The organism is Archaeoglobus sp. UBA230, from assembly GCA_002507545.1.
Classification (GTDB): Archaea; Halobacteriota; Archaeoglobi; order Archaeoglobales; family Archaeoglobaceae; genus Archaeoglobus.
The window spans coordinates 14114-27448 of the sequence record DAVR01000008.1 but is presented as its reverse complement, the minus strand read 5'-3'; the positions used below and the strand labels follow the sequence as shown (position 1 = coordinate 27448).

Here is a 13335-nt window from a genome sequence, read left to right as displayed (position 1 = left end):
CAAAAATTTCAGGACTATACAGCTTCCAGTCTGAAGATTTTAGAAAAGATATGAATAGGATATTCGAAGGGAGTTTAAGCAGAATTTTGCTACTATTTAGGGACTGCGAACATCCCAAGGAAACTGCTCTTGCGCTTTTAGCAATGCTCGACGGACTCTCTATCTACTCAGTTTACTACGACATAGGATCGTTGGAGAGGTATAGAGAGATCGCCTTAAAATTTGTTGAGAAAAGTGAGGGGTGGAAAGAATGAGGTTGCTTTTTATTCAGTTACTAATGCTGTCTTTGATTGCCGTAACATCTGCCCAGCCAGTGGTTACGCTGAATTATCACACCAATCCATCTCAACCCTCTCCCGGCTACTTCGTAATCTCCATAGACATCACAAACTCAGGAGACGTGGCAAAAGGACTTGAGTTGTCCGTTTACGAGGAGGAGGATGGTTTTTATCTGATAGACCCCCGTTATGGGAAGTCTTCAAGTGTTCACCTTCGACTGGGTGATCTGGCAACTGGAAGCACCTCTGCCCAGCTAAAGGCCTTTGCCGAGAAATCTGGAGTTTATTCCTTACAGGTGAGCCTTTCCTACGCCAATGAGACCGGAAAGAGCTTCGGGATAAGTTCAGTTTTCACCTTTCTCGTTCATGAATCTCCCTTCCTGTTTACGGGGGAGAAAATAACCTTAACTCCGGGTGAAACACTCGAAAAAACCATCGAAATCAGGAACATGGGTGGGAAAATAGAAACTGCAGCAATCACGCTGGATTCATCTATTTTCGACTGCACGACATATCTTGTTGAGTCGTGGGAGAATGGAGAAACGAAAACTGTGAAGCTGCAAATTTCAGTGGATGAAAATGCTGTTAGGGGCACATATACTGCTGATCTGGTTGTGAGTTATAAAACGGAGTTTGGAGACCAAGGAGAGGCAAGAGTTCCAGTTATGGTGGAAATAGTCGCCGAGCCCCAGCTTGATTTAGAGGTAAAAACTTTACCCGATAAGATTTACGCGAACTCGGACTTTACACTGAACGTCGCAGTCACGGCTAAAAACTCAGACCTGAAAAATGCTGTTGTCCAGCTTCAACTTCCGGATGGGTTTGAAGGGGAGAATAGGGAGATTTTGGGAGACTTAGAGGCAGGAGAGACGGCTTCGATAAACTTTTCCCTGAAGTCTCCGAAGGAAAGCGGAAGCTACGAGTTAGTTTTGACTTTCAGCGGTGGCGGCTTCAGCCATGAATACAGCATTCCAGTTTATGTTTCGGACTATGGAACGATATCAATTGATTTGGCGGGAGTTTATACCTCTCCTCAGCGTATAGTTGATGGAAATGCGTTCAAACTCTCCCTTCAAATAGAAAACAGCGGAGAGCAGGATGTGAAGGGGGTGGCGGTAAAGCTTCATCTTCCGGAAGGTCTGGAGGGGAGGGATAGTTACTTCATCGGCTCTCTTAAGAGCGGAGATACTGCTACAGCCACCTTTGAGCTGAAGGCAAGGAAAGCAGGAAATCACGAAATCATGGCAGAAATCTCTTACCTTGACATGGGATTTGAGAAGCACACGATTGAGAAGAAGTTTACCATTTACGTGTTCTCTGGCGAGTTTGGAGGGGTTGTTTTTGCAGTTACCGTGCTGATAATCTTGGGAGTGATAATCTGGCTCTATCGGAGGAGTAAAAGGTGATTGAGCTCAGGGAAGTCTGGAAGAGCTACATAATGGGAAAGGTTGAGGTGAATGCGCTGAGAGGGGTCAATCTGCAGGTCGAGAGCGGCGAGTTTGTTGTTGTGCTCGGCCCTTCAGGCTGCGGGAAGACGACGATGCTGAACATCATCGGTGGCATTGACCGTCCGACGAAGGGTAGAGTAATCTTTGATGGCAGAGACATCACGGACTACGACGATAATGCCCTGACAATGCACAGAAGGAAGAACGTCGGGTTCATCTTCCAGTTCTTCAACCTGATTCCAACCCTAACTGCAAGGGAGAATGTTGAAATCGCTGCTGATTTGGTGGAGAAGTCAAGAGATGTTGAGGAGGTTCTGGAAGTTGTTGGATTGAAGGAGAGGGCAAGTCATTTTCCTGCGGAGCTTAGTGGAGGTGAGCAGCAGAGAGTGGCAATAGCAAGGGCTCTGGTAAAAAACCCGCCAATCATTCTGGCTGATGAGCCAACGGGAAGCCTCGATTTCGAGACAGGCAAGGCAATTCTGGGAGTTATGAGGGAGATAAACGTCAAGGAGGGGATAACCTTCATTCTTGTAACGCATAACTCCGCCATTGCAGCAATCGCAGATAAGGTGGTTTATCTGAGGGATGGGAAAGTTGAGAGAGTTGTTGAGAATCTCTCTCCGGTGAAGGCGGATGAAATCAGGTGGTGAAATTCTAAGAACCAAGCTTATCAGAGATATCAGGACTCAGAAGGGACTATTCATCGCCACAACCTTCATTCTATTCCTTGGTGTTACGATTTTCTGCTCCTTCTACCTCTCCTACCTCAACCTCCACGACACCTACGAGAGCTTTTACGAGAGCAGTGATTTTGAGGACATCTCTGTGAGAGCAGTTGAGATTAGAAACGAAGATTTGGAGAGGATAAAGAAAATTGACGGTGTTCTCGAAGTTCAGCCCAGAATCGCTGTGCATGGTAGCGTCTACGTTAACGGAAGGAACATTCCAGCCTTAGTGATATCACTGCCGGAGAACGAGAGGATAAATCGTCTTTATATTGCTGAGGGGGAAAAAGGATTTGCTGTGCTTAAAAAATTCGCCGACTATCATGGATTGACAACTAACACACCTCTCGTTGTTAATTTCGGTGGTGTGAAGTATACCAACAGGATTTCAGCCTTGGTTTACTCTCCAGAATTTATTCTAATTTTTGAGGAAGGAGGGGAGACCTTCACTCCTTCTCCTGGCAGCTACGCCATAGTTTACGTTCCTGAGGATGATATGGTTTCTGCTGGGATGAAATACAGCGAGGTAAAGGTCAGGGTTGCGGATGAAGATAAAAAGGAAGAGGTGCTTAGAAAAATACTGGCTGTTCTCGGAGAGAGAGTTGAGGAATTTCACACTGACGAAACACAGGTTAGTCGAAGGCTGCTTAAGGAAGACCTCGATGGATTTCAGGCTCTGTCAGTGATGTTCCCAGCCTTTTTCATGCTGATCGCAATTTTTTCAACCTACGCTTTACTTTCAAGGATCGTAAGATTGCAAATGGGAAACATCGCCATACTGAGAGCAATTGGCTTTACGAGAAAGGAAATTTTGTCCCATTATCTCCACTACCCTTTACTTATCGGCTTTTTCGCTTCAATTACAGGGGTTATTGCAGGTTTTATCGGTTCGTGCATTCTGACGACCGAATACGTAAACTTCCTGAATCTGCCCTACTTTGTCTCAAAACCTCATCTGGAGATTTATGCAGCTTCAATTATCGTTGGAACTGCAACACCTCTTCTTTCAGGGTTGGTGGTGGCATTTCAGGCTTCAAGGGTTGACATAGTAAAGGCTCTGAGGGGCTATGTCGAAGAAACTTTTTCTGAAGGTCTGACAGTCAAATTTGACGCAATCATCAGCAGAATTTTGCGGATAAGGCTCATTTTCAGGACGGCTCTGAGAAATTTGGTCAGGAATAGGAAGAGAACTGCCATTTCTCTCTTCAGTATCGTCGCCTGCACTTCTCTCATCCTGAACTCGATGGTTTTCGTTGATTCCTTCGATTACGTGATGCAGCTTCAGTTTGGGAAGGTTTACGCCTATGACATCAAAGTAAGCTTGGATGGCTACGATGAAAAGCAACTGCTTGAGGAGATAAGAAGGATGGATGGGGTTTTGCTTACAGAGCCACTTGTTGAGACGAGCATAGCTGTTGAGAAGGGTGGCAGCGTTGCATCAACCTTGCTTATCGCATCAAACTACCAGAACCTATACAACGTTTACAACGCTGATGGGGAGAAGATAGTTCCAGGTAAGGGTATAATTTTCTCGAAGACTTCCATGAAAAACCTCTCGCTGGTTAAGGGGGAGAAAGTGTCAATTTACACGGAATTTGGTAAATTAAAGGCTGAAGTTGGAGGATTGGAGTTAATACCGCTCCTTTCCGTTGCCACTACGAGCCTCGACTACTTCAAGGAAATTTCAGGCGTGGATGGGTTCAACACCATTGTCGTGGATGCTGACGATAGCAGAATTGGTGAAATAGCGGAGAAAATCAGGGAGATGGATGGCGTTAGGAAGGTTAGCACGATTCAGGAAGCGGAGAAGTCTATTGGAGAGTTGATGGGCTTCTTCTACGCCTTCATCACTTTCTCGCTCATGTTTGGCGCCTCACTGGGCTTCGCAGCAATCTTCAACACGACAAGCATCAGTGTTATTGAGAGAAGCAGGGAGTTTGCAACACTCAGAATGCTCGGATACACTCCGAGAGAAATTACCCTGTCGTTGATATTTGAGAGTGTGTTTATTGGGATTTTGGGACTTGCAATAGGACTTCCTGTGGCCTATGCGACAGCTTACGCCTTCTTTACGTCTTTCGAGAGTGAACTCTATTACCTTCCGATGTTGATCTTTCCCAGAACCTACGCTTTCACGGTTGCTGCGGTGTTTGTGGTGGTTCTGACTGCTTTGTTCCCTTCAACTAAACACATTTCAAAAATGGATATTGCAAAGGTGACGAAGGAAGTGGTGAGTTGAACTATTCAACTACGCTTTCGTCCACGACCTCAAGAACCTCTGCCTTTATTTCTCCTCTACCACCTGTGGGTTCGGCCAATGTTCTTCCACATATCAAACATTTTACAACGGTTGAGGGGTGGTCGAAGATTATCTGCTCATGTTCGCAATCCGGGCATTTGACCTTCACGAATCTGCTCTTCGCAATCAAGGCAATCACCACCTCACCCCTCTATAAGCTCAAATCTCTTTGCCCTCCACGTCGGGCGGTGATGAGCCTTCTTGCACTCTGTGCAGCGAAATCTGATATTTACCCTCTTCGTCGGCTTATCTCCTCCCGGAACTTTGCTGAACTTTCCGAGGTTTCCCACCTTGCCCCTCCTCTTCTTCTGTCTGTTGATCCAGTTCAGTGAGCTTGCCTTCCCCTTGCTAACTCTCTCCACTTCATGTAGCGTGTGCTTTCCGCAATACCTGCAGAATGTCTTAACCTTCTTGGGATACTTCATCCTCTTTCACCTCAATTTTCTCAGCGACACCACCTTTTATCAGAGCGTCAGCGTTCAGTTGAGGGAGTGTAACCACATCTTCCTTCCTCAATTTATATGTTTTTCCGTCACTTCCCTGTATCTCGACATCCTTTTTAATCCTTACAAGAACTCTATCCTCTCTTTTTCTACCCTCTCCCTCGAGAACCGTCTTTTTGAACTCCTTGATGACGTCCATAAGCCTCTTGAAAAAAAACCTTTCGTGGCTGCACATATTCTCAACATCACTGCCTATCTGCTGCCCACACACCTCAGCCCATGCAGCGCTAATTATCTTCCCAGTTCTAAGCTCAAAAATTTTCCTCTGGATTCTTCTCAAAGTTCTGATCTCATCTTCAAATCTAAAAAAGTCAGAATCACTTGCAGACCTCTTGAGCTCTTCAAGCTCAATAATTCTTTCTCTAATTTTCTTGTAAAGCTCATCGTCAATTTTTGATAACTGCATGCGATTTTTCTCAATGAGGAGGAGCAGTTCATCTATGTTCATTGCATCATCTTAGATTCAAAGAACTTTAAATGTTGTTCATAATCTTTAAATCTTTGATAACCAACAACCTACATGGAGTTCCGAAAGGAGGTTGAAGTTTCGAAAGTTCTTGTCGGTGGCAAGATTGACGAGAGTGTTGTTGAGGTGAGGTATGATCCCCTGACTCTGCAAACGTCGAGGATTGTAAAAAAGAACTTTCCAATACAGGGTGGAGATTTTGAGGAGGAGGTTGTGAGCACGAGTAGCTGGTGTCCTTTTTGCTCTGAAAGAATCGAGCAGATGGCAGCCCGCGACCCGGAAATCATGCATGGTGAGCTGTGGAAAAGAGGAGAAGCCATCCTCTTTTCAAATCTGATGCCCTATTCCAAATACTCCCTCGTGTTGAGAATTACGGAAGCCCATTTCCTGAAACTGTCCGAGTTCAAACCGGAACACTTTGTTGACAGCTTTATCCTCATTCAGGACTACATCAAAAAAATTCCCGAGGGAAAGTACTATATCACTATCGGAATGAACTTCCTCAAGCCTGCAGGAAGCAGCATTATGCATCCACATGTTCAGGTTATGATATCCGACATCTCCACAGACTATTTTGCGAGGCTTGACTGGAGCGCCCTTGAATTTATGGAGAGTAATGGCACGGACTACTGGCAGAAGCTGGTCGAGGTTGAGAAGGAGGGAGAGAGATATGTGGGTAGGACTGAGAAGACGGAATGGCTTGCAGCCTTTGCTCCAAAGGGATTTTTCCACTTTGTAGCCATCCCAGAGGAAAAAGAATTTGCCGAAATGAGTTTGGAGCAACTGAGGGGACTCTCAGAAGGAATAGTGAAGGTTTTGAAGTACTATGACAGCAAGAACCTCAACTCCTTCAACTTTACGCTTTATTGCGCAGACAGGCTGGGAGAACACTTCAGAACGAACTTCCACATAGTTGCACGAACACCCTTCGGCAAGTACTACTGGTGCGATGTTTTCTATCCAAAAATGCTTCATGACGAGAGTGTTGTTTTCTTCCTCCCAGAGGATTACGCCAAGGAGATTAAGGAGGTCTGGGAGGAATTATGATAGTGGAATCTTACCTCTATGAGAGGCTGAATGGAGAGGTGAAATGCAACACCTGCTGGCATCGCTGCAAGTTGAAGGATAACAAGTGGGGGATTTGCAGAGTGAGGAAAAATGATAGAGGAGTCCTTAAAGTTTATAATTACGGGGTTGTTTCATCCGTTGCTCTCGACCCGATTGAGAAGAAGCCTCTAAACCATTTCAAGCCGGGCACGAAGGTTCTGTCCTTTGGAGGTGTGAGCTGCAACTTCCGCTGTCTGCATTGTCAGAACTACGAGATAGCCTTTGCAGACCTTGATTACGCCTACGTAAGAGAGATCGACCCTGATGGAGTGCTGAGAATGTGTATTGACAGGAAAGCTGATGGTGTGGCGTGGACGTACAATGAACCATCCATTTGGCACGAATTTGCTCTTGATAGCTCAAAACTTGTTAAGGAATCCGGTTACTATGTTGTTTATGTTACAAATGGCTACATGACTCCAGAGGCTATTGATCAGTTTGATGGTGTTTTGGATGCTGCAAACGTTGACGTGAAGGCCTTTAACCAGCACTTCTACACCAAGGTATGTAAGGCAAAGCTTGACAGAGTCCTTGAGAGCGTTGAGTACATGCATAAGAAGGGAATCTTCCTTGAGCTTACTTATCTCATAATTCCCGGAGAAAACGACAGTAGAGAGGAACTGAAGGACTTTGTGGAGTGGGTCGTTTCCATAAGCAAAAGAATTCCTGTCCACTTTTCGAGATTTCATCCTGACTACAAGATGCTGGACAAACCGAGAACATCGGTAGAGAAAATTGAAGAAGCAATAGAGATTGCAAGGGATGTGGGGGTTGAATATGTCTATGCTGGCAACGTGTGGGGGCACAAATATGAGAACACCTACTGTCCAAACTGCGGGGAGATGCTGATTGAAAGGGAAGGATTTTATGTCTACAACATAAATCTGACGAAAGATAACCCTCCTAAATGTCCGAACTGCGGTTACGCTCAGAACATAATCCTCTGAACGTTTCTGTAAACTTTTTCGTAGTCGTATGTGCACTCTACAACGTTTCCCGCAAGTTTTCCCTCAAGCTTTCTCGGGTTGAAGGGTTTTCTCCCTCCGTAGATAATCAGCGTGTCGCAAGGAACAGACTCTCCGGCAATCTCTACTCTCTCCACTCTTTTGTTCCCGTAAACCTCAACAGGCTCTTCGGAATGCAGAACTTCCACCTCGTAATCCTTCCCAGTCAGATGACTCTCCATAGCACCGATAATCCGTTCATCTTTCCTTGAAAGAATCAAAACCCTATTTCCAATTCTTCTCCTATCAGCAAGCAACCTGATGGCAGTTTCAAGGGTGTATATCCCAGCGGGTCTTTTACCATACACCTCTGATGCAGCAGGCGTCAAGTCCACCGCCCCTGTACAAACAAAAACTTCTTTCTCCTCTTTTACCTCCACGCCCCTATCAGATACTATCCTTAGGGGATTCGTTGAAGCCACAAATCCCCTCACGACATCAACTTGACTCTCCTCAATTCTCTCGATGAACTTTTCATATAGCTCTCTCAGTTCCTCAATTCGTGCAAAGACTGCAAGTTCTCCACCCTTTCCCTTTAAATCGTAAACTGTAGCATTAATCCCTTCTTCCAACAGTTTTTCTGCAACCGTCAGACCTGCATAACCCGCCCCGATTATGGCTACCATACAATTTCACTCCCATCTATCTCCTTTTTCACTTTGCCCTCATGTTCCTCAATTATCTTAAGGATGTCAGCATGACACTTGCAGCAATCCATTCCTGCCCATGTAAGGTGTCTAACTGCATCAAAGCATGCACCCTCTTCCAAAGCCTTCAAAATTTCAGCCTTACTGACCATGTTGCAGAAGCAAACTATTTCTCCGTAATCCTGATTTTCCTTTATCATCTCCTCAAGCTCCTCGTCACCCATCACCGCAACCCTCTTCCACTCTGGCTTTATGACCCTCTTCTTTCTCCTTAACTGGAACATGGAGGATAGCATTCCAATTATCATCTCTGCTATCGCCGGAGCAGCGGTTAATCCCGGACTCTGGATACCAGCAACGTTTATGAAACCATCAACAGGCTGGTTTATGACGAAATCCCTCCCGGCTATGGACCTCAAACCAGCGTAAAAGGCAACGACACCCTTCGGTTTCCTTTTGAATAACGGAGAGAACTTCGCAATTATACCCTCAATCTCCCCCTTCTTCACCGATGTATCATCCTTGCTATCCACATCTATCAGATTCGGGCCCCAGATGGGTTTTCCGTCAAATCCTATTAGAGCTCCACCCCCCTTCGTCCTCTTGTTCGGCTTAAGGGGGATGGCAACGACCAGATGGTTGGAAAAACCTCTTTCCTCAAAAACGATGTGAGTGCCCTTACCGGGAGTTATCTCCATATCATATCCAACCATTTTCGCGATGTCGTCGGCATACAGACCAGCACAGTTTATGACACACTTTGCCTCAAAATCACCCTTTGTGGTTTTTACAACAAACCCGTCCTCTCTCCTTTCGATGCCCCTCACCTCACAATCGTAGTGGAATTCCACACCATTGACTTTGGCAAATCTTACTGCACAGGCTGTCATTTCCACTGGGTTCACAACTCCGGCAGTTGGAAGAAATAAACCGCCCCAGATGTCCTCTCTGAGGTTGGGAACCATTTCGAGAACTTTTTTCTTGCTCAACCTCTTTGACGTCACGCCGTTCAACTTGAGGTAAAGCTGAATGAGAGGCACTGCGAGGAAGGTCAAGAAATTTGTCGCTACAAGAATCAACCCCACTCTCTCGAAGGTGAATCCAAGCTCCTCTGCTTCCTTATCCATCATTGCGTTTCCCTTCAGGCACAGCCTGCTCTTGAGAGACCCGAAAGGAAGCTGAAGGGGGTGGATAATTCCGGAACAGCCTTTGGTTTGATCAAGTCCGGGGCCGGATTTTCTCTCAAGAACGGCGACATCGAGTTCGTATTTTGAGAGTTCCTTCGCGATGAAGCTTCCAGTCACCCCAGCACCAACAACAATCACATCCTTCACGTGTTATGGTTTTGCATAAGCCGTTAATAAAATTTTACACAAAAGGAATAAAAGCACTGGCTGGCTAAGGTTTGCATGTTTAAAAAGGGCATCGCCTACAGTATTCCAATAGCAATTGGATATATTCCCGTAGCATTCACCTTCGGTATCCTCGCGAAGCCCCTCGGATTCAGTGATTTTGAGACTGTTCTTGCTTCGGCAGTAATATTTGCCGGAGCGAGTCAATTCGCTCTCGTTACTTTAATCAATGAATCTCTTTTCAACGCCATTTTTGTGCCAATCTTCCTCAACCTCAGGCACATTGTTTACAGTTCAATCATGGCACAAAGATTCAAGTTGAAACTACCTTTTCTCTCTGCATTCGGACTAACTGATGAAGTTTTCGCCACTGCGGTAAACACGGGAAAGGATGAGAGATTCCTGCTTGGCCTTGAGGTGGGAGCGTATTCTGCCTGGGTGGGCGGAACTGTGCTGGGGGCTTTTGCTGGTTCCGCGCTGATACTCGACGATAAAGTATCCTCTGCCCTTGTATTCTCTTTCTCGGCACTCTTCCTCGTTCTCCTGCTCCCAAACCTGAAGGGCAGACATGTGAGGGCAGCGATAGGTGGGGGTATTGTTGCTCTTGCTCTTCATCTGGTAAATTTGACCTCAGCTGGAATAATTCTGGCTGGATTGATTGGGCCTGCAATTGCGGGGTGGAAGCGTGAATAAGAGGGTGATTGCAATAGTGCTGGTTGCAGTCGGAACATACCTGGCAAGGTTTCTACCTCTAAGGTTTAAAGCAGGTAGTTCTGCGAGACTGAGGGAATTCTTCGCTCTATCGTCCACATCTATAATCTCTGCCCTTTTTGTGACCACCACCTTCACGACAGAGTTTGAGGAAATGTCTGTCAGATTTCTTGCCCTCTTTCCCGTTATTTTGAGCTATTACAGGTGGAGAAATTTCGGAATCTCCGTTTTTGCTGGTGTGGTTGGGTATTTTATGATCAAGACATTTGTTACATGACGAAACCTTTACAATTCTCGACGATATACCTGATTGGCTGATAGCCAGATTCTACGAACTCGAAAGCATTTAGGTTATTGAAAGAAAGGAAGACTTTCTCAGTCCACATGGAGAGTTTCTAAAAAACATTGCAAATTTCAAAGAGATTCGCGGATACACCACAGTTTTGTTCGACGAATATATAGATTTCTTCCTTAGAATGGCTGAAGAGGGGAAGAGAATTGAGATAATCGTGAACAGAGAGATATTGAACAGGATTCTGAAGATTACGGGAAAGAACTCATGAGGAGGCTGGAAAAGGAAAACGTCAGCTTCTACGTTTCGGAAAGGGATTTCAGATTCCCGTCCATCGTCGCGGACGAGTTTTTCTCAACATCCTTTTACTTCGCCAATGGAGCCTTCGACTACAAGAGGGACTTTACATGCAGGAGCGAGGATGCAAGGAGGTGGGGCTTGACCTTTTTAACTACATAAAGAGTTGCTCGGAGAGAATGAGTATAGAAGCGCTGAAAGGAAGGATTCAAAGTCGATAATTGCCATTCCAGCCTTACCTCTCACTGCAATACCGAGCTGTTAGAATGTGAAGCTGAAAAGCAGTATGGTGTTTTGATAGTGACTACAAACCCCGTCTTTCTCCATATCCTTCAGGTCGAAGAAGACTGAGTTGATGAACAGCTTGAGGGAAAAAAAGCAAAAAATTGTCAAATCCAGAATTGGGAGCGAGAGTGATACCGGCGCTCCCCACAAAATCCCAACAATCAAATTCTTGACTTCATAGCCTGCTTTCAGCCTAACTCTCCTCCCCCCAAACTTCACGCCCCTTGAATAAAGCACTTCAACGACAAGCAGGAGCAATGGAACCACAAACTTGCTTCGAATTGCGTAAAAAGTGAAACCTATCACGTAAAAACCGCTGGTAGCGAGCTTTTTCCGTAGTCAGTTCTGTCAAAGCTGTGTACCGCAAGGGTAAGAAAGAATACTCTGGCGAGCAGCACGCAATCGGGGCAATCGTTCGTGAGAATGCAAGTCATGTAAAGCCTTGCTGCACTTGAGACGGCAGTGGGCAGGGAAACGTATACATGCTTCATTTTTGTACTGTTTGCCCAATCCTTTATCTAAATTTCGATTGAAGGTTTTAGTCGAGCTCTAAACAGTTTAGTTGCGAAATTTACAAATATGAGCCACTCGTAAGTGTGGTTGGTGATGGCATGTCATGAGGAAGGTGTTGAGTCTGATTTTAGTGCTGGTGGTGTTGAGTAGTGGAGTAATGCCGGTGATGGCGAATAACACAGCAAAAATAAAACAGAGTCCGGCATTAGGAAAAGAGGAACTGCATAAGGACGTAAACATCATAAAGTTCGACCTCGTTCTTGAGAATGCAACGCCTTACTGGATAATAATTGCGGCTGGCATCATGGAGCAAGGCAGGTCGGCAGTTTTTAAGTACATAGACAGCAGCACAAATCTAACGAAAGTTGAAAAAAATTCAACTGAAGAAGTTCGTGAAAGAGCTGTGGAAAAAGTATCGCGTGAAGAGCATTAAAGACGGCAATGTAACTTTAATCACCTTGGATTCAAAAACAGGAATGGGGCTATCAGAAGAAGAGGAAGCAATGTTGGAGAAAATTGCTCAGGCTGTTAATGAATATTTCAAGGAAAATTACGTTGATAATGGAGAGGTGGGTATACTTTGGGCTGTTAGCACTCATCAAAGCATAATCTATTCCTCGTGTGTAAAATACGGTGAATTAGATTACTGTAGAGTTGCAAAAGAGCATGCTGACGATCCTGACAGTTGGGCGCAAGTCCCGCCGCCTCCTGGTTACCCAGACTGGATGTGGAATTTTATAATGCAATTAGTTTGGTCTTGGACACATTACTATAACCCCGACTGGGGCACAGGTTCAGCCCCAAGTGAAGCAAAATACTACGCAGACGAATCCAAAAACTATTACATGAATGGAAACAAATACTTGGCGTATCAGTATCTCGGATATGCCAGCCACTTTGTAACAGATGTGGGAAACCCATTACATACGGGGGCAGAGGCCCGTCAGGTTTTGCTCTCGGCACTACTGGGGGATATTAAATACATAACACTACGGATATGAAAGTTACGTTGCAAACAACTGGAATACCGGTTACAGATTCGGTTCAATCGTGGATTACGTCTGGAGTTATTACTCAATTAGTAATCCAGAACAAGCTACCAAGAATCTGGCCAGTTACTCCCACCAATATGCCGATACTATTGTGTGGACTATTTTCACGAATCCAGATGGATGGCAAAGCGACCAGAACGTAAGGAATATAACTGAGAACTGCTTAATCGAGACTACTAAATACACAAACGGACTTGTTAGGTACATTAGGGGGATCTAAGGAGGGACAAAGCCATGAGAGATAAATTAAACATCCTCATATTTTTCCTCGCAGTCTTTTTCATCGCTGTAGGACTAAGATTCACGCCTACTGTGTCCTTTATAGGTGTAATTTTGTTGCTTGCAATCGTTCCGAC

At 45.2% G+C, this 13335-nt stretch carries 16 protein-coding genes and 2 pseudogenes; 11 read left to right on the top strand and 7 right to left on the bottom strand.

From position 1 onward, the window contains the following. The 4 genes and pseudogenes from BP688_RS02360 to BP688_RS02345 all read left to right on the top strand — a co-directional run. A pseudogene (locus tag BP688_RS02360) lies at nt 1-254 on the top strand (hypothetical protein); the annotation flags it as partial. Next, nucleotides 251-1684 carry a COG1361 S-layer family protein gene (locus tag BP688_RS02355; protein ID WP_290596459.1) on the top strand — a complete coding sequence of 478 codons (1434 nt, stop codon included), beginning with the start codon at nt 251-253 and terminating at the stop codon, nt 1682-1684. The pseudogene BP688_RS02360 and the gene BP688_RS02355, both read left to right, overlap by 4 nt. A gap of 32 nt (nt 1685-1716) precedes the next feature. Next, a complete protein-coding gene (locus BP688_RS02350) occupies nt 1717-2376 on the top strand; it encodes an ABC transporter ATP-binding protein (protein WP_394335548.1) in 660 nt (219 codons plus the stop codon). Further along, the gene (locus BP688_RS02345; RefSeq protein ID WP_290596461.1) at nt 2360-4690 is read left to right on the top strand and encodes an ABC transporter permease; all 2331 of its coding nucleotides are present in this window, start codon (nt 2360-2362) and stop codon (nt 4688-4690) included. The genes BP688_RS02350 and BP688_RS02345 overlap by 17 nt, the downstream gene beginning before the upstream one ends. Nucleotide 4691: 1 nt before the next feature. Here the strand turns inward: BP688_RS02345 and BP688_RS02340 are convergent, their stop codons facing one another. The 3 genes from BP688_RS02340 to BP688_RS02330 are packed head-to-tail and all read right to left on the bottom strand — an operon-like array spanning nt 4692 to nt 5701. Beyond that, nucleotides 4692-4889 carry a 30S ribosomal protein S27e gene (locus BP688_RS02340; RefSeq protein ID WP_290596462.1) on the bottom strand — a complete coding sequence of 66 codons (198 nt, stop codon included), beginning with the start codon at nt 4887-4889 and terminating at the stop codon, nt 4692-4694. A gap of 4 nt (nt 4890-4893) precedes the next feature. Next, a complete protein-coding gene (locus tag BP688_RS02335; protein ID WP_290596463.1) occupies nt 4894-5175 on the bottom strand; it encodes a 50S ribosomal protein L44e in 282 nt (93 codons plus the stop codon). Further along, nucleotides 5153-5701, bottom strand: a complete 549-nt coding sequence (locus BP688_RS02330; RefSeq protein WP_290596464.1) for a hypothetical protein — start codon at nt 5699-5701, stop codon at nt 5153-5155. The genes BP688_RS02335 and BP688_RS02330 overlap by 23 nt, the downstream gene beginning before the upstream one ends. 72 nt (nt 5702-5773) lie before the next feature. Between BP688_RS02330 and BP688_RS02325 the strand changes: the two genes are divergently transcribed. Beyond that, a complete protein-coding gene (locus tag BP688_RS02325) occupies nt 5774-6766 on the top strand; it encodes a hypothetical protein (protein ID WP_290596465.1) in 993 nt (330 codons plus the stop codon). Next, entirely contained in the window at nt 6763-7773 is a 1011-nt protein-coding gene (gene amrS, locus BP688_RS02320; protein ID WP_290596466.1) for an AmmeMemoRadiSam system radical SAM enzyme, read from the top strand. The genes BP688_RS02325 and amrS overlap by 4 nt, the downstream gene beginning before the upstream one ends. Here amrS and BP688_RS02315 read toward each other — a convergent pair. Continuing rightward, nucleotides 7755-8456: an NAD(P)/FAD-dependent oxidoreductase gene (locus BP688_RS02315; RefSeq protein ID WP_290623517.1), complete on the bottom strand. Its 702-nt coding sequence runs from the start codon at nt 8454-8456 to the stop codon at nt 7755-7757. The two genes, amrS and BP688_RS02315, sit on opposite strands and share 19 nt — an antisense overlap. Then, nucleotides 8450-9811, bottom strand: a complete 1362-nt coding sequence (locus BP688_RS02310) for an FAD-dependent oxidoreductase (RefSeq protein ID WP_290596467.1) — start codon at nt 9809-9811, stop codon at nt 8450-8452. Before BP688_RS02310 ends, BP688_RS02315 begins: the two co-directional genes overlap by 7 nt. Nucleotides 9812-9886: 75 nt before the next feature. Here BP688_RS02310 and BP688_RS02305 point away from each other — a divergent pair, with 75 nt between their 5' ends. From BP688_RS02305 to BP688_RS13585, 3 genes and pseudogenes are all read left to right on the top strand, one after another. Then, nucleotides 9887-10522, top strand: coding sequence for an AzlC family ABC transporter permease (locus BP688_RS02305; RefSeq protein WP_290596468.1), 636 nt, complete (start codon nt 9887-9889; stop codon nt 10520-10522). Further along, nucleotides 10515-10817, top strand: a complete 303-nt coding sequence (locus BP688_RS02300; RefSeq protein WP_290596469.1) for an AzlD domain-containing protein — start codon at nt 10515-10517, stop codon at nt 10815-10817. The genes BP688_RS02305 and BP688_RS02300 overlap by 8 nt, the downstream gene beginning before the upstream one ends. A gap of 76 nt (nt 10818-10893) precedes the next feature. Continuing rightward, nucleotides 10894-11291 (top strand): annotated as a pseudogene (locus BP688_RS13585) (transcriptional regulator FilR1 domain-containing protein). 99 nt (nt 11292-11390) lie between these two features. Here the strand turns inward: BP688_RS13585 and BP688_RS02290 are convergent. Further along, nucleotides 11391-11720, bottom strand: a complete 330-nt coding sequence (locus BP688_RS02290; RefSeq protein ID WP_290596471.1) for a UbiA prenyltransferase family protein — start codon at nt 11718-11720, stop codon at nt 11391-11393. Next, the gene (locus BP688_RS02285) at nt 11717-11905 is read right to left on the bottom strand and encodes a hypothetical protein (protein WP_290596472.1); all 189 of its coding nucleotides are present in this window, start codon (nt 11903-11905) and stop codon (nt 11717-11719) included. The genes BP688_RS02290 and BP688_RS02285 overlap by 4 nt, the downstream gene beginning before the upstream one ends. Nucleotides 11906-12030: 125 nt before the next feature. Here BP688_RS02285 and BP688_RS02280 point away from each other — a divergent pair, with 125 nt between their 5' ends. Both BP688_RS02280 and BP688_RS02275 read left to right on the top strand, forming a co-directional pair. Beyond that, nucleotides 12031-12360, top strand: coding sequence for a hypothetical protein (locus tag BP688_RS02280; protein WP_290596473.1), 330 nt, complete (start codon nt 12031-12033; stop codon nt 12358-12360). After that, nucleotides 12320-12928, top strand: a complete 609-nt coding sequence (locus BP688_RS02275; protein WP_290596474.1) for a phospholipase C/P1 nuclease family protein — start codon at nt 12320-12322, stop codon at nt 12926-12928. Before BP688_RS02280 ends, BP688_RS02275 begins: the two co-directional genes overlap by 41 nt. The last annotated feature ends 407 nt before the right edge of the window (nt 12929-13335 follow it).